A 22,297-nucleotide genomic window follows, 5' to 3' on the forward strand; every position below is an offset into this window, starting at 1 on the left:
GGGCATGGTCGTGCGGCGGGTCGAGGCTTCCGGGGGGCGTTGGGGTGAGCACAACGCCGAGCGGCGCCGCGCCATCATGGACGCCCTGGTCGAGCTGATCGAGGAATCCGAGCCGGGTACCGAAATCCCCTTGCAGGACATCGCGGACCGAGCCGGGTTGAAACGCTCGGTGATCTACCGGCATTTCGCCGATCGCAAGGACCTGGACGCCAAGACGCGCGAATATCTGGTCGAGTCGTATATCGGCACGGTCATGCCGACGCTCGATCCCGGCGATACGCTGCGGGAGACTGTTTTTCGCGCGGTGCACACCTACGTCACCCTGGTGGCCGCGCATCCTCGGCTGCACCGGTGGGTGGAGCACGGGCCCGGTAGTCACGACCCCTCCGGCGTCATCGTGGTCGCGGGCACCAAAGAAGCCGTCGCCCAACGCATCTCGGCACTGTTCATGCCCGCCGCCGCACTGTTCGGGCAGGCCGATCCGGCGATCGACCTGGCGGCCTACGCGGTGGTATCGATGGTCGACGGGACCGTGACGCGCTGGCTGCGGACCGGACCCGCGGAATGGGACGCCGGCTCGGTCAGCCGCGCGCTGACCGATTCGATGCTGATGGTGCTGGCAGGGCAGGCGCAGCTGCGCGGGATCTCGGTCGACGTCGATGTACCGATCGCCGACCTGCTGGCCCAGGCTGCCGCCGACTACTGAAATCTCCCGTCTCCTTATGACCGCGACATCTTGTCGCGGTCAACCCTTGCCTGCGCCCAGTGCACGGTTGTACGCTGACTGCATTGACCGCGACACGGTGTCGCGATCAGCGTGAAGGAGGCGGTCGACCGTGTCCAACGGGACCAGCACCGAATACACCGAAACACTGGCGACCTTGTCCTACGGCTCGGTCCACAAGCGGTTCGATCCGTATGTCGATATCGCCTGGGACGACCCGGATTTCGAGGTCCGGGCCGACGACGAGCGCTGGATCATGCCGGCCGCCGACCCCTTCGGCGCGCATCCCTGGTATCAGGCGCTCCCCAGGGAACGGCAGATCCAGATCGGCATGTGGCGGCAAGCCAATATCGCGAAGGTCGGCCTGCAATTCGAGAACATCCTCATCCGCGGGCTCATGCAATACGTGTTCAGCCTGCCCAACGGTTCGCCCGAGTTCCGTTACTGCACACACGAATCCATCGAAGAGTGCAACCACACGATGATGTTCCAGGAGGTGGTCAACCGGATCGGCATGGACGTGCCGGGAATGCGCCCCTGGGTGAAGGTGGTGGGCCCGCTGGTGCCGTTCCTGGCCAATCTCTTCCCGGAATGGTTCTTCGTCATGGTGCTGGCCGGTGAGGAGCCGATCGACCACGGGCAGAAGACCTTGCTGCGCTCGGGTGCCTCCACCCATCCGATGATCGAGCGGGTGATGGCGATTCACGTCGCCGAGGAGGCCCGGCACATCAGCTTCGCGCACAGCTACCTCGAGCACGCGGTACCGCGCATGGGCCGGTTCAGGAAGTTCGTGCTGTCGCTGGTTTTCGCTCCGACCATGCGCATCATCTGCGATCTCATCGCGGTGCCCACCCGTGAGTTCCGGCGGGACTGCGACGTGCCGCGCTCGGTGGTCAAGGAGGTCTTCTGGCGTAGTCCGGAATCACGAAAGCTGTTGCGCGACTTCTTCGCCGATGTGCGGATGCTCGCCACCGACCTCGGCCTGATCAACCCGATCTCGCGCGTGCTGTGGAAGATCTGCCGCATCGACGGCACGGCTTCGCGCTACCGCAGCGAGCCCGCCCGCGCCGGGCACCCGGGGCGGTAAGCGGTGCTCGAACTGAGTTGGATCTTGCTGCCGGTCGGGATCGTCGTGGCCCTGCGTACCGCCGCCTCGCTGGGTGGCGGCACGGATATGGACTATCGGCGCTACGAGGAACGGGCGGCTTACCTGGAACAGGTCAGGTGTCGCGGGGAAACAGGCCCTGAGTGAGGTGGGTGATCGTCTCTTCGAGGAGTTCCTCGGCGGCCTCGGGGGTCACCAGCCCGGAGCTGACGAAACTCGCCAGGCCCTGTAGTGACACCGCGACCGACATGCCGATGCGCAGCGGGTCGCCCGCGACGATCTCACCGCGTTCCTGCGCCTGCGCGGTCAGCAGCGCCGGCACCGTGAAGGCCTGCTGCACCGCGGCGGCCATTTCGGCGCCGGCGGTCGGGCTGTGCTTGCGCGCGAACATCAGGGTCAGCAGGGCCGGATTGGCCACGGCGAAGCTCAGATACGTCCGGGCGAGCCTGCGGAACCGGTCGGCGAACGGGCCGTCGACGTCGGTGGCGCGAAAGTCCGCGCCCAGCCGCTCGAAACCCGACTGCGCCAGCGCGTCCAGCAGGGCCTGCTTGTCCCGGAAGTGGCGGCTGGGGGCGTTGTGCGTGACGCCGACGTCCCGGGCGAGCTGGCGCAGCGAGAGCCGGTCGACGCCGGACTCGCGCAGCGTGAGCTCGGCGCGCTGCAGCAATTGCTCGCGGAGGTCGCCGTGGTGGTACGAGCGCTTCAAGGTCATGATGGGCGCAGCCTATCAATGTGGTCATTGACCACTTTGTGGACAGTGTCTACATTGAGGGTATGACGAATACACGATGGACCGCACAGGATCTACCGCGCATGGATGGCCGGACAGTGGTCGTGACCGGGGCGAATAGCGGCCTCGGGCTGGTGACGAGCCGGGAGCTGGCCCGGGTCGGCGCGCGAGTCGTGCTGGCCGTACGCGATACCGAGCGCGGCGCGGCGGCCGCGCGCGAGCTCGGCGGCGCGGCCGAGGTGCGCCGGCTCGACCTGGCCGATCTGACCTCGATCCGGGAATTCGCCGACGGCTGGTCGGGACCGATCGACGTGCTGATCAACAACGCCGGGATCATGATGGTGCCCGAGGGACGCACCGCCGACGGCTTCGAACGCCAGCTCGGCACCAACCACCTGGGCCACTTCGCGCTCACCACGCGGCTGCTCCCGCAGATCACCGATCGAGTGGTGACGGTGTCCTCCCAAGCGCACCGCCGGGGCCGCATCGACCTCGCCGACCTGAACTGGAATACCCGGGCGTACAACACAACCGGTGCGTACGGTCAGTCGAAGCTCGCCAATCTGCTGTTCACCCTGGAACTCCAGCGGCGGCTCACCGCCGCCGGATCCCCGGTGCGCGCCCTGGCGGCACACCCGGGCTGGGCGGCGACGAATCTACAGAGCCACACCGAGAATCGAGCCGCCGACCTCGTCATGGCGGTCGGCAACAAGCTGATCGCCCAGGATGCCCGCGCCGGCGCCCTACCCACCCTGTTCGCCGCCACCCAGGACATCCCGCCGGCGTCCTACGTCGGCCCCGACGGCTTCTACGAAACCCGCGGCTACCCCACCCTCGTCGGCCGCTCCCGCGCCGCCGCCAACCCCGAACTCGCCCAGCAACTCTGGGAAGCCTCGGAGAAACTGACCGGCGTCACCCTCCCCGCCGTTGGGTAAGCGGCCCTCGCCGGTAGTGATATTGCTGTCAACACGCCGGTCAGGTCGGCAATATCACTACGGAGGTACGGATCTGGCCATCGCTGGTACGAGGTGCGTGCCGACTGCTTGGCACGCGACATTCGGCGGAAGGCCCCGATCGGTTGTTGACCAGTAGCCTGCGGTCAGTCCGTCAGGAACGCCAGGAGGTCTTGGCGTAGTTCGGGGTTGGGTTCGCGCTCGGCTGCCGCGGTGATCCAGGCGTGAGTCTCCGCCGGGCGATGCTCCGGTGGCCAGGCCTGCAATATTCCGAAAGCTACACGGCGGCAGCGGGTTACGCGGCTGGTCAGTGCGACAGCGAGTAGTGGGCTGCCGACGCCGGGGAATTTGTCGAGGTGCCGCACGACGGTCTCGAGCGCGCGGTCGGCAGCGAAACCTGGGCCGAAACCGAGGGACTCGGCCGGTCCCGATGCTGAATCATCCAGGTGGAGAAGGGTTTCCGCGAGCATGGTGATTTGCTCGATAGTCGTCTCGTCGGCCCGGCGGAGCACCCACTGCCAGATGTAGGCGTTGTGGGGGTCGGTGCGCAAGCGGGAGAGTGCTTGGGGAAAGAGGTCCATTCCGAGCTGTCCGCCGCACGACAGCGCGACGTTGAAGGTATAGGGGCCTTCAGGTGTTTCGGTGACCAGTTCTCGCAGCACCAGGTCGCGCCATCGTTGCTGTTCGAGCAGCGTCTCGTAGCGGGCTTGTAGTCGTTCCGGTTCGCCCTTGGGCCACTCGAAACCCTGACGGTGGCAGAGGCTTTCGATCGACAGCGCGGCGTCGAGCCGCGTGAGGGTCGGGGCGGCATCGGCGATGAGTGCGGCGAAGCGGTGCATTACGGGCAGGGCATCGTCGTAGTCGCTCATGTCCTCGGTGGGGCCGCCGTTCGCGAGAGCTTGCAGGATATCGGCCGCACCGTCCAGCAGCGCGTCGTCGACTTCATCCTCGAGTAGCGCCTCGTAGAGTCCGCCGGTGGTCGCGGCGAGATGGGCGAGGTACTCGTTCATCACCCCGTTGCGGAAGCCTGAACGCAGCAGCCACGCTTTGATATCGGGATCGGAGCAGCCCTTCAGGCGTTCGACGGCGTGAATCCGGCCCCACCCGTCCAGCCGTTGCGCCAACTCGAAGACGGCGCGTTGCCGGTCGGGCTGGGTGTTCATCAGGGCGACGACCGCGAAGAGCGCGAATTCGTCCAGGGTGCCCAGCAATTGGAGCAGCTCGGCGTCGCGCTGGTCGCCGCTGACGCCGAGCATGACGATGCCGAGTTTGGCGGGTTCCCGGTGGGTGGCGTTTTCGGCGACGAATCGCGCCGCGGTGCGCAGCTTTTCGCGGGGCACGGAGCGGGCGCGCAATTCGCCGACCAGATCGTCGGCGACGGCGACTGCCTTCAGTCCGGCGAAGAGGTCGAGCAGTTGGTCCGGAGCATCCAAATGGATGAGGATCTGGTCGGCCAATTCGGCGGCCGACTGGTTTTCGGCCCGGAAGTGGTGTGTGCGCACACCATCGAAAACCACGCTGGGAAGTACTTTTTCACCAGGAGTTTCATCCGGAAGCGGATATCCGTCACGGGGCCAGGGGCCGGGACCGTGCAGGGCCGCGAGAGACAGTGCGTGGGCCACGAACGTGGCCTGGGGGCTCAACAGCCCGGGCGCAGGACGCCCTTTCCATCAGTGCTGATCATGGAAACGAGGATGACACCCCGGTCGCCGGAGCGCAACCGCTAGGTCTGGCTGTGGCTCAGCGGGGCGACCCGCAGATCCGGTTCGTCATCCGGCACCACGCGCAGGGTGGGCCGGGCGTCCGGGGCCTCGTGATCGCCGCGCCAGGAGAACATCGACCACCGGGACAGGCCGGAGAAGGCCGAGCCGAGGCTGCTGAAGGAGAACGAGGAGATCGCCGAGCCGAACGAGCCCACCGAACCGACGGACAGCACCGAGCCGACCGATCCTATGGACAGGATCGAATAGGCGGAACCGATGGAGAGAATGGATCCCTCGGACCGGATGGACAGGATGGAGCGATGTGATCGCCTGCTCCGGATGGAGTGGCCGGGGCGCAGTGGTTCGTCGACAGTCGCCATGAGCTCGGTTTACCACACCGCGGCGGGATCTACGCGCTATCGACGCGGTCCGGAGACGACGAAACCCGGCGGCCGCGAGACCACCGGGTTCCGGGCAAATATCAAGCGACGTTGAAGAAACCGAGCATCGGCAGGAAGGTGCACGTGCGCGGCTCGGCGTCGGCGGCCTGGGTGGTCAGCGAACCGCCCACGACGGCGACGACGCGGCCGGAACCGGTGTCGGCGATGGCCGACAGCGTGGCCGGGCCGTCCGGGTTGATCTTGGCCTCGTCGGTGAGCGGCTGCACGCCGGACTTGCCGGTGTTCAGGTTGATCCACTGCACGGTCATCGGCGGGTTCTGCACGGCGGTCGGCGACTTGGTGCCGAGCGCGGTGAACACGAAACCGGTCTGGCCGGCCTTCGGTCCGGGCGGGGGCAGCTGGGCCGGACCGGGCACCGCCAGGGCGGTACCGATCGAGTCGGCGGTGGCGCTGATGCAGCCCTTGCCGATGCTCGGGTACAGGAACTGCGCGATCACCGGGCCGTCCTGCGGGAGGGTCGGGCCACCGCCGCCGCTGCCGTCCAGGAAAGTGATGATGCGTTCCAGGGTGGCCTTGATCTGCGGGGGCAGATTCAGCGTGGCCAGCAGCGCGCGGGCCTGCGCCAGGATGGCCGCCTGCGGACCGTCGGCAATGTCCTTGGCTGGGCCGGTGATCGAGCCGACGATGGCCGGAGCCAGCGCGGCGAGCGCATCCACCGGGACGCCCTCGGGCACCATGGGGATGTCGTTCGAAACCGCGGTGGACGCGGGCGCCGGGGCCGCAATGGCGGTGGGCGCAGCGAGTGAAGCACTCGCGGCCAGGGCGAGAGCGGTCAATGCGATCCGCGATCCTCGGTTGCGAAGCACTGGTCTAGCCGTCCTTACCTTCGGGTACATCTGGAGCGATGGGGTGAAAACCCATCGTTTCGGGGTCACTCTAGGGACAAGGTCACCGAGTTGTACAGCTGCGGTGTCCTAGTAGTGCGCGTTGGACGAACAGTGTGATCAGAACCTAGCGCTATCTGGTGTTACTCGAGTGAAGTGTGATGCAGATGTTATCAGCAATTACGCGGCGCGGAGGTGTACGCAGACGATCACTATAGGGCCCTGATGAGTGGTCCTACCGGGGCGTCCGCCTTGTGGGCCTCCGCGCTGCGGTTAATGTAGTGCACCTCCCGCCCGCTCCGACTGGAAAGCTTGCGAAGTGACCTCAGAGAGCGTTCGGACGAACGAGCGTCCGGCCGCCGCCACCCGCCTGCGCTGGGCGGTACTGGCCCTCGGCTTATCCGTACTGGCGCGGTTGCTGTGGATGCTGCTGTCGGAAAACGGGATGAATCTGGTCGACTTGCACGTCTACGTCGACGGGTCGGCCTCGCTGCTCACCGACAAGCTCTACGACTACACCTACTCGGAGAAGACGCCGGACTTCCCGCTGCCGTTCACCTATCCGCCGTTCGCGGCGCTGGTGTTCTATCCGCTGCACTTCCTGCCGTTCAAGGTGATCGCGATCGGCTGGCTGCTGGCCACCGTGGCCGCGCTCTACGGCATCGTGCGGATCAGTCTGGAACTGCTGCTGGGTAAGCAGCGGATGCGGGAAACCGGTTGGCAGGCAGCGGCGGTCGCCTGGACCGCGGTCGGCGTCTGGATGGAGCCGGTGCGCACCACCATCGACTACGGACAGGTGAACGTCTTCCTGGTGCTGGGCGCCATGCTCGCCGCGCGCAGCTCGCGCTGGTGGGTCTCGGGCGGGCTGGTCGGCATCATCGCGGGCATCAAGCTGACTCCGGCGATCACCGGTCTGTATCTGGTCGCGCGCCGGCGCTGGGGCGCGGCGGTGTGGTCGGCGGTCGTCTTCGGGCTGACCGTCGGGATCAGCTTCCTGATCAACCGGCACGAGGCGGAGCGCTACTTCGGCACGCTGCTCGGCGACGCCGACCGGATCGGTCCGGTCGGCTCGGTGTGGAACCAGTCGATGCGCGGCGCGCTGAGCCGGATCATCGGCTACGACGTGCAGACCGGTCCCTGGTATCTGGCCGGTGTGCTGGTCATCGCGGCGCTGGGTTTCTGCGCCTGGCGCACGCTGGGGCCCGACGACCGGCTGGGCACGCTGATCATCGTCCAGCTGTTCGGCCTGATGATCTCGCCGATCTCCTGGTCGCATCATTTCGTCTGGCTGCTGCCGACCGTGCTGTGGCTGGTGCACGGCCCGCTGCGGCAGGCCCCGGGCGCGCGGATCCTGGCCGGATTCTGGTTGCTGACCACGCTGATCGGCGTGCCGTGGGTGCTGTCGTTCGCGCAGCCCTCGATCTGGGACGTGTCCCGGCCCGGCTGGCTGGCCTGGCTGGGCGCGGTGGACCTGTTCGGTGTGCTGGTGCTGTTCGTCTGGGTGATTTGGGTCAGTCGGTCGAACCGGCTTTCGCGGCCAGCCGATCGATCTCCTGAGCCAGCGCGGTATCCAGGCCGGTGAGACCGCCCGCGTCGTGGGTGGACAGCACGAAGGTGAGCTTGCGCCAGCGGATGTCGATATCGGGGTGGTGGTTCATCGTCTCGGCGACCTCGGCGACCTGACGAACCAGCTCGATCCCGTCCAGGAACGACGGCGCCTGGAGGGTGCGCGTGAGGGTGTCGCCGGAGCGGGTCCAGCCCGTCAGGCCGGCGAGCGCTTCGGTGAGTTCGGCGTCGGAAAGCAGTGGATTGCTCATGACCCGGTTCTACCCAATCCGCTACGCGGCGCGCGCCAGTTTCAAGGCTTTCTTGAGGTCTTTGCCACAGCAACCGGCCGCTTCGGCCTTCTTCATCCGCATGATGACAACAGGGCATTTGATGCAGCGCGTCTTCTTACGGCAGCATTTCTTCTTCGGTTTCAGCTTGGAAACCTTCTTGGCTTTCACCTTGCCCACATTGGTTAGCGTACCCTAAGTCGGGATGCGGACGCGGAGGGGACACCGGATTGCCGGTAAGCTATCACCTGGCCGCGAGCCCGGGGTGAGTTTCTTCGCCACCTGTTTGCAGGGCCGGCCGACCTACACCAACAGCAGGAGGATTCAGCGTGTCGTCTGCGCGCGATTTTCGCAACGTCGCCATCGTGGCCCACGTCGACCACGGCAAGACGACGCTGGTCGACGCCATGCTGCGGCAGTCCGGCGCGTTCGCCGAACGGGCCGAGCTGGTCGACCGGGTCATGGACTCGGGCGACCTGGAACGCGAGAAGGGCATCACCATTCTCGCCAAGAACACCGCGGTGCACCGGCACCACCCGGATGGTTCCGTCACCGTCATCAATGTGATCGATACCCCAGGCCACGCCGACTTCGGTGGTGAGGTCGAGCGTGGCCTGTCCATGGTCGACGGTGTCGTGCTGCTGGTCGACGCGTCCGAGGGCCCGCTGCCCCAGACCCGCTTCGTGCTGCGCAAGGCATTGTCGGCGAAGCTTCCGGTCATTCTGGTCGTCAACAAGACCGACCGCCCGGACGCGCGTATCGCGGAGGTCGTCGAGGAGAGCCACGACCTGCTCCTGGATCTCGCTTCCGACCTGGACGACGAGGCTGCCGAAGCCGCCGAGCTGGCCCTGGACCTGCCAGTCCTCTACGCCTCCGGCCGCGAGGGCAAGGCCTCCAAGGAGCGCCCGGAGAACGGCGAAGCCCCGAACGCCGAGAACCTGGACGCCCTGTTCCAGGTGCTGATGGAGAACATCCCGGCGCCCAAGGGCGATCCGACCGCACCGCTGCAGGCGCACGTCACCAACCTCGACGCCTCCAACTTCCTGGGCCGCCTCGGCCTGGTCCGCATCCACGCCGGTGAACTGCGCAAGGGTCAGAACGTGGCCTGGATGCACGCCGACGGCGTCAAGACCGTCAAGATCACCGAGTTGCTGCAGACCATCGGCGTCGAGCGTCAGCCCGGCGAGGTCGCCGTGGCCGGTGACATCGTCGCCATCGCGGGCATCCCGGACATCATGATCGGCGACACCCTCGCCGATCCGGAGAACCCGGTGGCGCTGCCCCGCATCGCCGTCGACGAGCCCGCGATCTCGGTCGTCATCGGCACCAACACCTCGCCGATGGTGGGCCGGGTGAAGGGCCACAAGCTGACCGCGCGCATGGTCAAGGACCGCCTCGACAAGGAACTGATCGGCAACGTGTCGCTGCGCGTGCTCGACATCGGCCGCCCGGACGCCTGGGAGGTGCAGGGCCGCGGCGAGCTGGCGCTGGCCATCCTGGTCGAGCAGATGCGCCGCGAGGGCTTCGAGCTGACCGTCGGCAAGCCGCAGGTGGTCACCAAGAACGTCGACGGCAAGGTGCACGAGCCGTTCGAAGAGCTGACCATCGACTGCCCCGAGGAGTACCTGGGCGCGATCACCCAGCTGCTGGCCGCCCGCAAGGGCAAGATGGTGCAGATGAACAACCACGCCGCCGGCTGGGTGCGCATGGAGTTCATCGTCCCCTCCCGTGGCCTGATCGGTTTCCGCACCGACTTCCTCACCGAGACCCGCGGCACCGGCATCGCCAACGCCGTCTCGCACGGGTACGCCCCGTGGGCCGGCGAGATCCGCGCCCGCCACACCGGCGCGCTGGTCTCCGACCGCGCCGGAACCGTCACCCCGTTCGCCATGATCCAGCTCGCCGACCGCGGCCAGTTCTTCGTGGAGCCGGGCGCGGACACCTACGAGGGCCACGTCGTCGGCATCAACCCGCGCGCCGAGGATCTCGATATCAACGTCACCCGCGAGAAGAAGCTGACCAACATGCGCAGCGCCACCGCGGACACGTTCGAGACCATGGCCAAGCCGTTGCAGCTCGAGCTCGAAGGCGCGCTGGAGTTCTGCGCCGACGACGAGTGCGTCGAGGTGACCCCGGAGATCGTGCGTGTGCGCAAGCTGATCCTCGGCGCCACCGAACGCGGCCGGGAACTGTCGCGCCGCAAGGCCCGCGACCGCGCTGCCGTCCAGTAGTTAGGGTTTCTCCCAATCCGTGAGGGTGCCCGTCCGCGCGACCGTGTGGGCGGGCACGCTCGTATCGATGGCTGCGACGGCGAGCGAGGTAGAGTGCGGCGTGTGAGCACGGGGGTCAGGCGCGCCGGGGTGCGCGCGATGGCGGTCTTGGTGGCGGCATCGGTGTCGCTGCTCGCTGGATGCACCGCGAATCCGCCACCGCCCATCGAGAGCACCGACAGCCCCAAGACGACGCCGGCCAAGCCGGGCAAGAACACCGTCGTGGTGGCCATCGACGACATCGGGATCGGGTTCAACCCGCATCTGCGCTCGGATCAGTCGCCGGCCACCGCCGCGGTGAGTTCGATGGTGCTGCCCAGCCCGTTCCGTCCGGTGCCGAGCGGTACGGTGCCCGGCGCCACCGACTGGGTGGCCGACACCGCGCTGGTGACCTCGGCCGAGGTCACCGCGCAGGAGCCCTTCACCATCACCTACACACTGCGCAATCAGGCCAACTGGTCCGACGGCGCGCCGATCGCGGCCGAGGACTTCCGGTTCCTGTGGCAGCAGATGATCACCCAGCCCGGCGTGGTGGATCCGGCCGGCTACCGGTTGATCTCGGATGTCGATTCCTCCGATGGCGGCAAGACCGTCAAAGTCACCATGACCCAGGCGTATCCGGCCTGGCGGGAACTGTTCGCGAATCTGCTGCCCTCGCATCTGCTCAAGGACTCGCCGGGCGGTTTCATCAACGGCCTGGTCGAGCGAATTCAGGTGTCGGGCGGCAACTTCCGCATCAAGTCGGTGGACCGCGGCCGCGACGAGATCCTGCTCGAGCGCAACGACCGCTACTGGGGGACGCCGGCTGCCCCGGACCAGATCCTGTTGCGCCGCGGCGGAACTCCCGCGCAGCTGGCCGATTCGCTGCGCACGGGGGACGCGCAGATGACCCTGGTGCACGGCGGTGTCGCGACCCAGGCGCAGCTGGCGGCGATCCCGTCGGTGCGGACCGCGATCATGGCGCAGTCCCGGCAGTTGCAGCTCGTGCTGAACGGGCGCGGCGCCGGGGATCTGAGCGACAACCGGGTCCGCCGTGGGATTTTCGCGCTGCTCGATCCGGCGCTGCTGGCCACGGTCGGCGCGCAGACCGGCGGCTGGGTGGATCCGGTGCGGGCCCAGATTCTGAGCCCCTCCGATCCCGGGTACGCCCCGACCGCGCCGCCGCGGCTGTCCGCGGACGAGGCCTTCGGCTTGCTCGGCGAGGCCGGGTACACGCGGGCGCCGGAAACGCCCGCCGCGACCTCGCCCACCTCGCCCGCGCCGCAGCCCCGTCAGCTCACCAAAAACGGTAAGGCCCTGGCCATCCGGATCGGCGCGGTGACCGGCGACGCGACCACGCTCGCGGTCGCCAACACCGCCGCCGACCAATTGCGCAGCGCCGGAATCGATGCCACCGTGCGCAGCCTGGCCGCGGACGCGCTCTACGGCAAGGAACTGGTCGAGGGCGGCGTGGACGCGATCGTCGGCTGGGCGGTGGCCGGGTCCGATCCGGCGACGGTGCTCGCCTCCCGCTACGGGTGCCTGCCGGCGGCGGACGCCGCCGTCGACGGCACCGCCGCGACGACGTTGGAGTCGATGCGCCGGGCGCCGAGCAACCTGTCCGGGGTGTGCGATCCCGCGCTACAGCCCGCCATCGATGCCGCGTTGCGCGGAATGGACGTACCGCAGACGCTCGCCGAAGCCGAACCGGCACTGTGGAATCTGTCCACCGTGCTGCCGATCGTGCAGGACAATGTGGTCGCCGCCGCAGGCCCGCGGGTCGACGGCGCGTCGCTGAGCGGAGCCATCCAGGTCGGCATCTTCGGTGACGCGGCGATGTGGCGGAGGATTCCGTGAGCGAGCCCAGCACCGGCGAGGCGACGTCGTGACGGGTGGGCTGTTGCTGGTGCACGCGCACCCGGACGACGAATCCATCACCACCGGCGGCACTATCGCGCACTACCGGCGCCGCGGCGTGCCGGTGACCGTGGTGACCTGCACCCTCGGTGAGGAGGGCGAGGTGATCGGGGACGAGTGGGCGCAACTCACCGTCGACCACGCCGATCAACTCGGTGGCTATCGGGTGCTCGAATTGTCAAGGGCGCTGGCGGCTTTGGATGCCGGTCCGGCGCGCTTCCTCGGCGGCGCCGGGCGCTGGCGGGATTCCGGGATGGCGGGCACGCCGTCCGCCGAGAACCCCAGGGCCTTCGTCAATTCCGGGCCGGCGGCGGTGGACGCGCTCACCGAGATCGTGCTGGAGCTGCGGCCCGATGTGATCGTCGGCTACGACCCCAAGGGCGGCTACGGGCATCCGGATCACATTCGCGCCCACGAGATCACCACGGCGGCGGTGCACGCGGCGGCTGAAAAGGGCTGGGACACACCGAAGTTCTATTGGACCGTGACCGACGCCGACACCCTGCACCTGCACACCGCCGCGCTGGCCCGGCGCACCGTCGAGGGGTTGCCCGGCGCGCTGCCCGCCGGCTGGCGGCTGCCCACCGCGGACGAACTCGCCTGTGTGCCGAGCCGGACCGTCACTACGACCATCGACTGCTCCGACGCGCTGGCCGCGAAGCGGGCCGCCTTGCGCGCGCACGCGACCCAGGTGACCGTCGCGCCCACCGGCCGCGATTTCGCGCTCTCGAACAACGTCGCCCAGCCGGTGCTGCCCGAGGAGCACTACGTCCTGGTGCGCGGCGCGCGCGGCCCGGCCGGCGCCGACGGGCGCGAGCACGACCTGTTTGCCGGGATTGCCCGAATTGTGGCCCACGGCCGCTAGATACCGGTAGCTGGGCGTCTGCTGAGTTACTCTTAGCGCGGGGTAAGGTTCGTTCGTTCATTGACGTTCGACGCGGAGGAATGCACGTTTCATGACGGCAGTCAGCGACAACGAGACGAACCACCTCAGCGTCGAGGATCACGGCTATCACAAGAGCCTCAAGCCGCGACAGCTGCAGATGATCGCCATCGGCGGCGCCATCGGCACGGGCCTGTTCCTGGGTGCGGGCGGGCGACTCGCCAGCGCGGGGCCCGGCCTGTTCCTGGTCTACGCGGTGTGCGGCGTGTTCGCCTTCCTGATCCTGCGGGCCCTGGGCGAACTGGTGCTGCACCGGCCGTCCTCCGGATCGTTCGTCTCCTACGCGCGGGAGTTCTTCGGCGAGAGGGCCGCGTTCGTGGCCGGCTGGATGTACTTCCTGAACTGGTCCATGACCGGCATCGCCGACACCACCGCCATCGCGCAGTACTTCCACTACTGGGCCGGTTTCTCCAGCATCCCGCAGTGGGTGCTGGCGTTGATCGCGCTCGTCATCGTGCTCGGCATCAACCTGATGTCGGTGAAGTGGTTCGGCGAGATGGAGTTCTGGGCCGCGCTGGTGAAGGTGTTCGCGCTGAGCGCGTTCCTCATCATCGGCACGATCTTCCTGCTCGGGCGCTTCACCGTGCAGGGGCATCCGACCGGCATGTCGGTGGTCACCGACAACGGCGGACTGTTCCCGACCGGGCTGCTGCCGCTGGTCGTGGTCACCTCCGGCGTCGTGTTCGCCTATGCGGCCGTCGAACTCGTCGGCACCGCGGCGGGCGAGACGGAGAATCCCGAGAAGATCATGCCGCGCGCCATCAACTCGGTCATCCTGCGGATCGCGATCTTCTATGTGGGCTCCGTGGTGCTGCTCGGGCTGCTGCTGCCCTACACCGCCTACAAGTCCAGCGAGAGCCCGTTCGTCACCTTCTTCGCCGCGCTCGGCGTCCCCGGCATCGGCAGCGTGATGAACCTCGTCGTGCTCACCGCCGCGTTCTCCAGTCTCAACGCCGGCCTGTACTCCACCGGCCGGATCCTGCGGTCGATGTCGATGAACGGCAGCGCGCCGAAGTTCACCGGTGTGATGGGCAAGAACGGCGTGCCCTACGGCGGCATCCTGCTCACCAGCTTGGTCGCGCTGTTCGGCATCGCGTTGAACGGCATCGTGCCGGACCAGGCGTTCAATATCGTGCTGAACCTCGCCTCGCTCGGCATCGTCTCCTCCTGGGCCACCATCGTGCTGTGCCAGCTGCAGTTCTACCGATGGTCCAAGCAGGGCAAGGTGCAGCGGCCGTCGTTCCGGATGATGGGCGCGCCCTACACAGGCGTGATCACCCTGGTCTTCTTGTTCTTCGTGGTCGTCCTGATGGCCTTCGACCACCCGATCGGCAGCTGGACCGTCGGCGCCCTGGTGGTCATCATCCCGGCCCTCGTCATCGGCTGGTTCGCCGCCCGCAAACGCGTCCTCGCCATCGCCGAACAGCGCGAAGGCCACACCGGCCAGTTCCCGGTCGTCGCCAATCTCCCCATGGACGGCGAGCCGCGCTAGTCAGTCTGTTAGCCGTAGACTCGCCATTGTGTACAACTGGGATCTGCAGAACGCCATCGCGGCTTTCGTGGACAGCCTGCGGCCCTACGGCCCGGCGCAACACGAGCTGTACATGCACGCCCTGTACACCTTCGTGGACATGCAGAGTCACCTGCTGACCCTCCTCGGCTTCCCCCCGGTCCCGTGACTGCCACCGTGGACCAGCGCGCCGAGCCCGACGCCGACCCCGCCGAACGGACACCCCGGGGTGTCCTGATGACCTTGCTCGTCCTGAGCGGTCTGTTCACCCTCGCGGTGGAAGTGCTGTACCTGCCCTTCTATCTCGGCCGTTCCGGCATCCCCGCCTCGGAACCCGTCGTGGTCGCGGCGGACGTCGCCGTCGCCGGCACCGGCGGCGCCACCCCCTTCCCAGTCACCGCACTCCTCGCAGCAGTACTGAACGTCCTGCTGGTAGCGGCAATGGGCACCCTGACCTCCCGCCTGCGCATCATGCTGCTGCCCTTACTCGCCTGGGCCTTCGGCTTCTTCCTCTGCACGATCCCAGGCCCCGGCGGCGACATCATGCTCCTGAGCGACTGGCCAACCCTCATCCTGCTGCTCTGCGGCGCGATCCCGCCCCTGCTCTACGCCGTCTTCCAATGGAACCCGGCGCGCTCACCCGCTCGGTGAACTGGGCTACCCAGATCGGGATCTGATCAGTCGATCCGGACGGCCATGGTGGCGACGACGGCGTCGGTGCGGGCGCGCAGGGCGGTGGCCAGGACGGGGCCGCGGGGGTTGTGGAAGATGCGGTGGCGCCAGCGTTTTGGTTCCATCTGGGCCAGCAGGACGGTGACGTGGCGGCGGTCGGCGGTTTGCTTGCGGACGTAGCCGGTGAGGGTGGCTACCAGGTTGCGGTGGGGGCAGGGGAGGACGACGAGGGGGATGCCGGGGTTCCATTCGGTCCAGCGGGCGCTGAGGGCCTTGGTTTTCGCCGGGTCGATTTCGGCTGCGACGGCGATGATTTCGCCGCGCATCCGGAGCGCGGCTTCGAGGGCGTGGACGGTGACGTCGCTCATCGTGACGACGGGGACGATGACCAGTGGGTCGTTGTCGGGGGTGCAGGTCAGCGGCGGCGGGATCTGGCCGAGGTGCATCTTCTCCGCTATCGCGCGGTAATAGTTCTCGGTGCGGGCGAACAGGATTATCAAGGCGGGCACGATGATCAGGAGCAGCCACGCGCCCTCGTGGAACTTCTCGGCCAGCAGCACGATGCCCGCGACGCAGGTGAGGACGGCGCCGAAACCGTTGAGCAGCATGCGGGAGCGCCAGCCGCGGCCCCGCTCCTGGAACCAGTGCCGCACCAAACCTGTTTGGCTGATCGTGAATCCGATGAAAACCCCGATCGCGTAGAGCGGGAGCAGCCGGTGGGTGTCGGCGTCGACGACGAGCAGGATGAGCCCGGCGGTCAGGGCGAGGGCGAGCACGCCGTAGCGGAAAACCGGGCGCTCCGAACGCATCGCGAACAGCGAGGGCAGCCGCCGGTCCTTGGCCAGCAGCGACAGCAGGACCGGCAGGCCGCCGAAGCTGGTGTTGGCGGCCAGCACCAGCACCACGGTGACGGCGAGGTTGGTGAGGTAGAACAGCCAGCCGGTGCCGAACGCGGCCGCCGCCAGCTGGGCCAGGATGGTCACCCCGCCGCGCGGGACCACCTCGTGCTGCCGGATCAGCCAGGACAACCCGAGCAACATGACACCGAGCAGCACGCCGAGCGCGACCTCGGTGTGCTGGGCGCGCCGCGCGGCCGGGCTGCGGAAGGCGGGCACCGCGTTGGCGATCGCCTCGACGCCCGTGAGCGCCGAACAACCGGCCGCGAAGGCTTTGAGCAGCAACAGGATTCCGACCGCTTCGAGCACCGGGAACGGCGCCTCGTCCGTCCCGATGACGGCGACCGGTTCCGATCGCACCAGTCCGGTCACGATCACCGCGACCATCAGCGTTATGAACAGGAACGCCGGCGCCATCAGGACTTTCGCCGATTCCGCGACGCCGATCAGGTTGAGCACCGTCAGCAGCGCGAGCCCGGCCAGCGTGAGCGTCAGCAGGTGATCGCCGAGCGCCGGGAACGCGCTCGCCAGGCTGGCCGCGCCCGCCGCGAGACTGACCGCGACGGTGAGCACGTAGTCCACCACCAGGCTCGCCGCCGCCAGCAGCGCCGCGAACCGGCCCAGGCGCTTCTTCGCGACCGCGTAGGACCCGCCGCCGTCCGGATGCACCGCGATCACTTGCCGATACGACAGCACGAGCACGAGCAACAGTGCGGCGATCGCACCGGCCACGGGCAGCGTCCACGACACCGCCGCCGACCCGGCCACGACGAGCACCAGCACGATCGCCTCGGGACCGTAGGCCACGCTCGACAGCGCATCCAGCGACAAGGCCGCCAGACCGCCGACGGTGGTCAGCCGATATTTGTCGCCTTTCTGCATCCGCCGCACCCGCGGGTCGGCGATCGGCAACTCGTCAGTCCGCGGTTCCGCAATGTCGACCACGGCTTGTATTCAACGCGGCGGGACCTCAGCTATTCGGCAGCGACACCCGCCGCGCCCCGATCGCCGAGGCGGCCGGGTGTCACCGCTTCGATCAGCGGCCACGCCTCGTCGAGGGGGATGTCGATCACGAGGTAGCGCTTCCGGCCGGCCGCGGTCGCCGCGATGACGGTGGCGACTCCGGAGCGCCGCTGCCAGAACGATTGCCGCACCGTCCAGCCGATGACGCCGGGCGCTTCCAGGCAGTCGCGGGCGCGGTCCAGTGAGCCGGACCGGGTGATCAGCCAGGCGGGGGAGGTGCTGGTCGCCGGGATCACGGTGTGCCCGAGTCCGCGATAGCGGTCCTCGGCGAGGGCCGCACCGAGCAGCGCGACGCCGAGCGGCAGCAGCAGCCACCAGAGCGAAAGCTCCGTCCCGCCGAGGTGTATCAGGTACAGCGCCAGCGTGATCAGTACCGCGGGGGTGAGCGCCCGGGTGTGCCTGCGCCGGCGGGCGACCGGCCCGTGCGGGGTCAGCGGCGCGCTCCCCTGGACGGTGCTGCCCGAGTCGGCGGCGCCTTGGCGCGGGCCGAGCAATTCGGCGAGCGTGCGTTCCACGGCGGCGCGCGGGGCTTGGGGGAGCAGCGTCAGCTTGGGTTTCTCGCCGACCATGATCGCTTCGAGTTCGGCCGCGCCGGCGAGCCGCAGCAGCAGCGGCTCCTTCACCGTGGCGCCGCGGAATCGGGCCAGGTCCATGGTGATCTGGCGGGTGGTGAACAGGCCGTGCCGCAGGTGCAGGGTGCGTCCGTCGTCGAGCACCTTCAGGTCGTGATAGGTGGCCAGATACCGGGTGCAGGCGGCGAGGCTGACCACGAGCACGATCGCGGCGACCAGGGCGAGCGCCGCCAGCACGATGACCGCGACGCTGCCGTTCTCGATGTTCTGTGCCGCACGGGATTCGAACAGCACCCCGCCCAGACCGTATTGGAACGCGAAGCCGACCAGCGGCGCGACCACGGCGAACCCCGTCAGCGACAGCGGCGCGTAGCGCGCCCAAATCGGTTGCCAGTGGCCGATCTCCCGCTCGGGGCGAGCCGGCTTCGCCGTGATCTCCTCCGAAATAGACTGCGCCGCAGCACTTTCCGCGGTGTGTGCGAGCAGTTCGGCGCGGAGGCCCGGCACCACCCGGGCATCGAGCGCGTCCAGCTTGAACTTGTCCTCCCGGTCCGCGGTCTTGCCGGTGCCAATAACCACCACCGCCAGCCCGAGCGCCCGCCGCAGCAGGTCGGCTTCGATATCGACCGATCGGATCCGGGAGCGCGGCACCGACAGTTTGTTGCGCTGGATCAACCCGGTGCGCAACTCCACATGCGTCGGCCCGACGCGATAACTCGTGGTGAACCAGCGGGTGAGCGCGAACAGCACGATCAGCGCCAGCGGGATCAGACTCCACAGATGATTGCCGCTACTTGTGCCCAGCAGCACGGTGCCGATCAGCACCGGAATGAACTTCACCAGCTCGGTCACCGGATGCACCAGCAGCATCCGCTTGTCCAGGCGCAGCCACGGCGCGCCGGTTAGGGGTGGATCGGCGGCCTCGGTCACGTGGCGTCCCCGCGATGCTGCGCGGCGATCTCGGTGAGCCGCTGCACGGTCTGTTCGGCGACGGCCAGATCCAGCGCGGAGATGTGCACCGCGCCGGCGGACGAGGCGGTCGTGACGGTCACCGTGGCCAGCCCGAGCATTCGCTCCAGCGGACCGCGCTGGGTGTCGACGGTCTGGATCCGGGAGATCGGCGCGACCCGGCTCTCCTGGGTCAGCCAGCCGACCCGGGTGTAGACCGCCTCCGCGGTGACCTCCCACCGGTGCACCGAATACCGCCACAGCGGAACGACCACGGTGGTGATCGCCGCCAGCACCAGCGCGATGCCCAGCGACAGCAACGCCGACCCGCGGCGGCCGGCATCGACCGCTGCCCAGACCAGCAACGCGAGCACCGGCACCAGCCATCCCGCAGCCGTCTGCGCGGCCCAGAGCAGCCGGGCTTTCGGGCTCGGGCGCCAGGCGGGATCGGCCATGATCGTGCGCGGCAGCGACATCATGTCATCTTGCCCGAACTTCGGAATCTCGAGGGAATAACGACGCGCCCCGGCGCGGTTGTCCCGCTCATGACCGGGGTTCGGGCCCTGGTCCGGGTGACTCATAGCGGTCGAGGGAGACAGTCCGGGATGTGTAGCGCATGATCGAAGACGTGACGGAGCTAGCGACACCGAGTGTTCCACCCGCACCGCCTACGCCTTCGGCGATGCGGCGGGCGTTGCGGCGCGCCCGTGACGGCGTGACGTTGAACGTGGACGAGGCGGCCGTGCTGCTGCACGCGCGCGGGGAGGACCTGGCCGACCTGTGCCGCAGCGCCGCGCGGGTGCGGGACGCGGGGCTGGAGTCGGTCGGCCGGCCCAGGACGATCAGCTATTCGCGCAATGTGTTCATCCCGTTGACCCGGTTGTGCCGGGACAAGTGTCACTACTGCACGTTCGTGACGGTGCCCGGCAAACTGCGCGCCGAGGGCAAGGGCATGTTCCTGGAGCCCGACGAGGTGCTGGAGATCGCGCGCCGCGGCGCCGAACTGGGTTGCAAGGAGGCGCTGTTCACCCTCGGCGACCGGCCCGAGGACCGCTGGCCGGAGGCCGCGCAGTGGCTCGACGAACGCGGCTACGACTCGACCCTGGACTATCTGCGCGCCGTGTCGATCATGGTGCTGGAGGAGACCGGTCTGCTGCCGCACCTGAATCCGGGCGTGATGAGCTGGGAGGAGATCTCGCGGCTCAAGCCGGTCGCCCAGTCCATGGGCATGATGCTGGAGACCACCGCGGCCCGGCTGTTCACCGAGAAGGGCAACTGCCACTACGGCAGTCCCGACAAGGATCCGGCGGTCCGGCTGCGCGCCATCACCGACGCGGGCCGGCTGTCGGTGCCCTACACCACCGGCATCCTGGTCGGCATCGGCGAGACGCTGACCGAGCGCGCCGAGTCGATCATGGCGATCCGCAAGCAGCACAAGGCTTTCGGGCATATTCAGGAAGTCATCATCCAGAACTTCCGGGCCAAGGACGACACCGCGATGCGCGATGTCCCCGACGCGGGGATGGACGAGTTCCGCGCCACCATCGCGGTCACCAGGCTGCTGCTGGGCCCGGATGTCCCGGTGCAGGCGCCGCCGAACCTGGTGTCGCACGAGGAATGCCGCGCGCTGATCGACGCGGGTATCGACGACTGGGGCGGCGTCTCGCCGGTGACCCCGGATCACGTCAACCCGGAACGCCCCTGGCCGAACCTGGACACTCTGCGCGAGATCACCGAGGCGGCGGGCTACCAGCTGGTCGAAAGGACTTCCGCGCACCCGAAATACGTGCGCGCGGGCAACCCGTGGATCGATCCGCGGATCGGCGCGCACGTCGCCGCGCTCACCGATCCGGAGACCGGGCTGGCGAACCCGGACGCCACGCCGCGGGGTCTGCCGTGGCAGGAGCCGGACGAGTCCTGGGAGTCGGCCGGCCGCGTCGATCTCAATACTTCGATCGACACCACCGGCCGGAACACCGAGTCCCGCAGCGATTCCGGGCTCGGCGAGGACATCGTCGGCGCGTTCGGCGACTGGGACACCATCCGCGAGCAGGCGCGCGACCTGGCCGTCACCGCGCCCGAACGCCTGGACTCCGACGTTCTCGCCGCGTTGCGCGCCGCGGAGCGCGATCCCGCCGGGCTCACCGACGACGAGTATCTCGCGCTGGCCACCGCCGACGGCGCGAACCTGGAAGCCGTTGCGGCACTGGCCGATCAGCTGCGCCGCGACGTTGTCGGCGACGATGTCACCTACGTGGTGAACCGGAACATCAACTTCACCAACATCTGCTATACCGGCTGCCGGTTCTGCGCTTTCGCGCAACGCAAGGGCGACGCCGACGCCTTCACTCTGAGCACCGACGAGGTCGCCGACCGCGCCTGGGAGGCGCACGTCGACGGCGCCACCGAGGTCTGCATGCAGGGCGGCATCGACCCCGAACTGCCGGTCACCGGCTACGCCGATCTGGTGCGCGCGGTGAAGAAGCGGGTGCCGTCGATGCACGTGCACGCGTTCAGCCCGATGGAGATCGTGAACGGCGCCTCGCGCGGCGGCCAGAGCATCCGCGACTGGCTGGTCGCGCTGAAAGAGGCCGGGCTGGACACGATTCCGGGCACGGCCGCGGAAATCCTGGACGACGAGGTGCGCTGGGTCCTGACCAAGGGCAAGCTGCCCGCCTCGGCCTGGATCGAGGTGATCAGCACCGCGCACGAGATCGGCCTGCGCTCCAGCTCGACCATGATGTACGGCCACGTCGACAATCCCAAGCACTGGGTCGGGCATCTACGGGTGCTGAGCGGGATCCAGGACAAGACCGGCGGCTTCACCGAGTTCGTGCTGCTGCCCTTCGTGCATCAGAGCTCGCCGCTGTACCTGGCGGGCGCGTCCCGGCCGGGCCCGACGATCCGGGACAACCGCGCCGCGCACGCGCTGGCCCGCATCATGCTGCACGGCCGCATCGACAACATCCAGACCAGCTGGGTGAAGCTCGGCACGGCGGGCACCCGCATGATGCTCAACGGCGGCGCCAACGACCTCGGCGGCACGCTGATGGAGGAGACCATCTCCCGGATGGCCGGCTCTCAGCACGGCTCGGCCAAGACCGTGGCCGAGCTCACCGAGATCGCCACCGGGATCGGCCGGGCGGTGCGCGAACGCACCACCGTCTACGGCAAGGTCGACCGCGCCGGCGTCCCGCTGCCGCTGTCGGTCGGCTAGCCGAATCCCCACATG

20 protein-coding genes are annotated in these 22,297 nt (G+C 68.3%); 11 read left to right on the top strand and 9 right to left on the bottom strand.

Annotated features, from left to right (window positions below; all coding sequences use genetic code 11):
* The first annotated feature begins 4 nt into the window (after nucleotides 1-4).
* The gene (locus AB0M14_RS23125) at nucleotides 5-706 is read left to right on the top strand and encodes a TetR/AcrR family transcriptional regulator (protein WP_364998160.1); all 702 of its coding nucleotides are present in this window, start codon (nucleotides 5-7) and stop codon (nucleotides 704-706) included.
* Nucleotides 707-836: 130 nt separating this feature from the next.
* Complete coding sequence (locus tag AB0M14_RS23130; protein WP_364998162.1) at nucleotides 837-1,811, top strand: diiron oxygenase; 975 nt, start codon at nucleotides 837-839, stop codon at nucleotides 1,809-1,811.
* A gap of 133 nt (nucleotides 1,812-1,944) precedes the next feature.
* Here AB0M14_RS23130 and AB0M14_RS23135 read toward each other — a convergent pair whose 3' ends face one another.
* Nucleotides 1,945-2,541, bottom strand: coding sequence for a TetR/AcrR family transcriptional regulator (locus tag AB0M14_RS23135; protein WP_364998164.1), 597 nt, complete (start codon nucleotides 2,539-2,541; stop codon nucleotides 1,945-1,947).
* A 62-nt stretch (nucleotides 2,542-2,603) separates the two neighbouring features.
* On the opposite strand from AB0M14_RS23135, the gene AB0M14_RS23140 reads away from it, so the two are divergent.
* Nucleotides 2,604-3,494, top strand: a complete 891-nt coding sequence (locus tag AB0M14_RS23140) for an oxidoreductase (protein WP_364998166.1) — start codon at nucleotides 2,604-2,606, stop codon at nucleotides 3,492-3,494.
* Nucleotides 3,495-3,658: 164 nt separating this feature from the next.
* Here the strand turns inward: AB0M14_RS23140 and AB0M14_RS23145 are convergent, their stop codons facing one another.
* The 3 genes from AB0M14_RS23145 to AB0M14_RS23155 all read right to left on the bottom strand — a co-directional run bounded on the left by AB0M14_RS23145 (nucleotide 3,659) and on the right by AB0M14_RS23155 (nucleotide 6,482).
* Nucleotides 3,659-5,029 (bottom strand): hypothetical protein, encoded by a 1,371-nt coding sequence (locus AB0M14_RS23145; protein WP_364998168.1) that lies wholly within the window; start codon nucleotides 5,027-5,029, stop codon nucleotides 3,659-3,661.
* Nucleotides 5,030-5,235: 206 nt separating this feature from the next.
* Nucleotides 5,236-5,595, bottom strand: coding sequence for a hypothetical protein (locus tag AB0M14_RS23150; RefSeq protein WP_364998170.1), 360 nt, complete (start codon nucleotides 5,593-5,595; stop codon nucleotides 5,236-5,238).
* Nucleotides 5,596-5,696: 101 nt separating this feature from the next.
* Nucleotides 5,697-6,482 (bottom strand): hypothetical protein, encoded by a 786-nt coding sequence (locus tag AB0M14_RS23155; RefSeq protein WP_364998172.1) that lies wholly within the window; start codon nucleotides 6,480-6,482, stop codon nucleotides 5,697-5,699.
* 337 nt (nucleotides 6,483-6,819) lie between these two features.
* Between AB0M14_RS23155 and AB0M14_RS23160 the strand changes: the two genes are divergently transcribed.
* Nucleotides 6,820-8,082 (top strand): mannosyltransferase, encoded by a 1,263-nt coding sequence (locus AB0M14_RS23160; protein WP_364998174.1) that lies wholly within the window; start codon nucleotides 6,820-6,822, stop codon nucleotides 8,080-8,082.
* Here AB0M14_RS23160 and AB0M14_RS23165 read toward each other — a convergent pair.
* Both AB0M14_RS23165 and AB0M14_RS23170 read right to left on the bottom strand, forming a co-directional pair.
* Nucleotides 8,012-8,317 (bottom strand): 4a-hydroxytetrahydrobiopterin dehydratase, encoded by a 306-nt coding sequence (locus AB0M14_RS23165; RefSeq protein ID WP_364998176.1) that lies wholly within the window; start codon nucleotides 8,315-8,317, stop codon nucleotides 8,012-8,014. The two genes, AB0M14_RS23160 and AB0M14_RS23165, sit on opposite strands and share 71 nt — an antisense overlap.
* Nucleotides 8,318-8,338: 21 nt before the next feature.
* Nucleotides 8,339-8,515: a hypothetical protein gene (locus AB0M14_RS23170; RefSeq protein ID WP_194815335.1), complete on the bottom strand. Its 177-nt coding sequence runs from the start codon at nucleotides 8,513-8,515 to the stop codon at nucleotides 8,339-8,341.
* 149 nt (nucleotides 8,516-8,664) lie between these two features.
* Here AB0M14_RS23170 and typA point away from each other — a divergent pair, with 149 nt between their 5' ends.
* The 6 genes from typA to AB0M14_RS23200 all read left to right on the top strand — a co-directional run bounded on the left by typA (nucleotide 8,665) and on the right by AB0M14_RS23200 (nucleotide 15,605).
* Nucleotides 8,665-10,566 carry a translational GTPase TypA gene (gene typA / locus AB0M14_RS23175; RefSeq protein ID WP_364998179.1) on the top strand — a complete coding sequence of 634 codons (1,902 nt, stop codon included), beginning with the start codon at nucleotides 8,665-8,667 and terminating at the stop codon, nucleotides 10,564-10,566.
* Between the two features lie 138 nt (nucleotides 10,567-10,704).
* Nucleotides 10,705-12,441 carry an ABC transporter family substrate-binding protein gene (locus AB0M14_RS23180; protein WP_364999026.1) on the top strand — a complete coding sequence of 579 codons (1,737 nt, stop codon included), beginning with the start codon at nucleotides 10,705-10,707 and terminating at the stop codon, nucleotides 12,439-12,441.
* A 28-nt stretch (nucleotides 12,442-12,469) separates the two neighbouring features.
* Entirely contained in the window at nucleotides 12,470-13,366 is an 897-nt protein-coding gene (mshB, locus tag AB0M14_RS23185) for an N-acetyl-1-D-myo-inositol-2-amino-2-deoxy-alpha-D-glucopyranoside deacetylase (RefSeq protein WP_364998181.1), read from the top strand.
* A gap of 91 nt (nucleotides 13,367-13,457) precedes the next feature.
* A complete protein-coding gene (locus AB0M14_RS23190; protein WP_364998183.1) occupies nucleotides 13,458-14,936 on the top strand; it encodes an amino acid permease in 1,479 nt (492 codons plus the stop codon).
* Nucleotides 14,937-14,964: 28 nt separating this feature from the next.
* A complete protein-coding gene (locus AB0M14_RS23195) occupies nucleotides 14,965-15,123 on the top strand; it encodes a hypothetical protein (RefSeq protein ID WP_364998185.1) in 159 nt (52 codons plus the stop codon).
* Nucleotides 15,120-15,605, top strand: a complete 486-nt coding sequence (locus tag AB0M14_RS23200) for a hypothetical protein (RefSeq protein ID WP_364998187.1) — start codon at nucleotides 15,120-15,122, stop codon at nucleotides 15,603-15,605. The genes AB0M14_RS23195 and AB0M14_RS23200 overlap by 4 nt, the downstream gene beginning before the upstream one ends.
* 26 nt (nucleotides 15,606-15,631) lie before the next feature.
* Here AB0M14_RS23200 and AB0M14_RS23205 read toward each other — a convergent pair whose 3' ends face one another.
* From AB0M14_RS23205 to AB0M14_RS23215, 3 genes are all read right to left on the bottom strand, one after another.
* Nucleotides 15,632-17,404: an APC family permease gene (locus tag AB0M14_RS23205; RefSeq protein ID WP_364999028.1), complete on the bottom strand. Its 1,773-nt coding sequence runs from the start codon at nucleotides 17,402-17,404 to the stop codon at nucleotides 15,632-15,634.
* Nucleotides 17,405-17,496: 92 nt separating this feature from the next.
* The gene (locus tag AB0M14_RS23210) at nucleotides 17,497-19,047 is read right to left on the bottom strand and encodes a PH domain-containing protein (protein WP_364998189.1); all 1,551 of its coding nucleotides are present in this window, start codon (nucleotides 19,045-19,047) and stop codon (nucleotides 17,497-17,499) included.
* Nucleotides 19,044-19,541 carry a PH domain-containing protein gene (locus AB0M14_RS23215; RefSeq protein ID WP_364999029.1) on the bottom strand — a complete coding sequence of 166 codons (498 nt, stop codon included), beginning with the start codon at nucleotides 19,539-19,541 and terminating at the stop codon, nucleotides 19,044-19,046. Before AB0M14_RS23215 ends, AB0M14_RS23210 begins: the two co-directional genes overlap by 4 nt.
* Before the next feature lie 140 nt (nucleotides 19,542-19,681).
* On the opposite strand from AB0M14_RS23215, the gene AB0M14_RS23220 reads away from it, so the two are divergent.
* Entirely contained in the window at nucleotides 19,682-22,282 is a 2,601-nt protein-coding gene (locus AB0M14_RS23220) for a bifunctional FO biosynthesis protein CofGH (protein ID WP_364998191.1), read from the top strand.
* The last annotated feature ends 15 nt before the right edge of the window (nucleotides 22,283-22,297 follow it).

Origin of the sequence: Nocardia sp. NPDC051832 (assembly GCF_040681285.1) — a bacterium.
Lineage (GTDB): Bacteria > Actinomycetota > Actinomycetes > Mycobacteriales > Mycobacteriaceae > Nocardia.

What these genes read in the sequence shown, in the direction of transcription:
- AB0M14_RS23135 (WP_364998164.1), bottom strand. Translation starts at nt 2,541, where the DNA reads ATGACCTTGAAGCGCTCGTACCACCACGGCGACCTCCGCGAGCAATTG.
- AB0M14_RS23150 (WP_364998170.1), bottom strand. Translation starts at nt 5,595, where the DNA reads ATGGCGACTGTCGACGAACCACTGCGCCCCGGCCACTCCATCCGGAGC.
- AB0M14_RS23125 (WP_364998160.1), top strand. Translation starts at nt 5, where the DNA reads ATGGTCGTGCGGCGGGTCGAGGCTTCCGGGGGGCGTTGGGGTGAGCAC.
- AB0M14_RS23215 (WP_364999029.1), bottom strand. Translation starts at nt 19,541, where the DNA reads ATGTCGCTGCCGCGCACGATCATGGCCGATCCCGCCTGGCGCCCGAGC.
- AB0M14_RS23205 (WP_364999028.1), bottom strand. Translation starts at nt 17,404, where the DNA reads ATGCAGAAAGGCGACAAATATCGGCTGACCACCGTCGGCGGTCTGGCG.
- AB0M14_RS23180 (WP_364999026.1), top strand. Translation starts at nt 10,705, where the DNA reads ATGGCGGTCTTGGTGGCGGCATCGGTGTCGCTGCTCGCTGGATGCACC.
- AB0M14_RS23140 (WP_364998166.1), top strand. Translation starts at nt 2,604, where the DNA reads ATGACGAATACACGATGGACCGCACAGGATCTACCGCGCATGGATGGC.
- AB0M14_RS23165 (WP_364998176.1), bottom strand. Translation starts at nt 8,317, where the DNA reads ATGAGCAATCCACTGCTTTCCGACGCCGAACTCACCGAAGCGCTCGCC.
- AB0M14_RS23190 (WP_364998183.1), top strand. Translation starts at nt 13,458, where the DNA reads ATGACGGCAGTCAGCGACAACGAGACGAACCACCTCAGCGTCGAGGAT.
- AB0M14_RS23220 (WP_364998191.1), top strand. Translation starts at nt 19,682, where the DNA reads ATGATCGAAGACGTGACGGAGCTAGCGACACCGAGTGTTCCACCCGCA.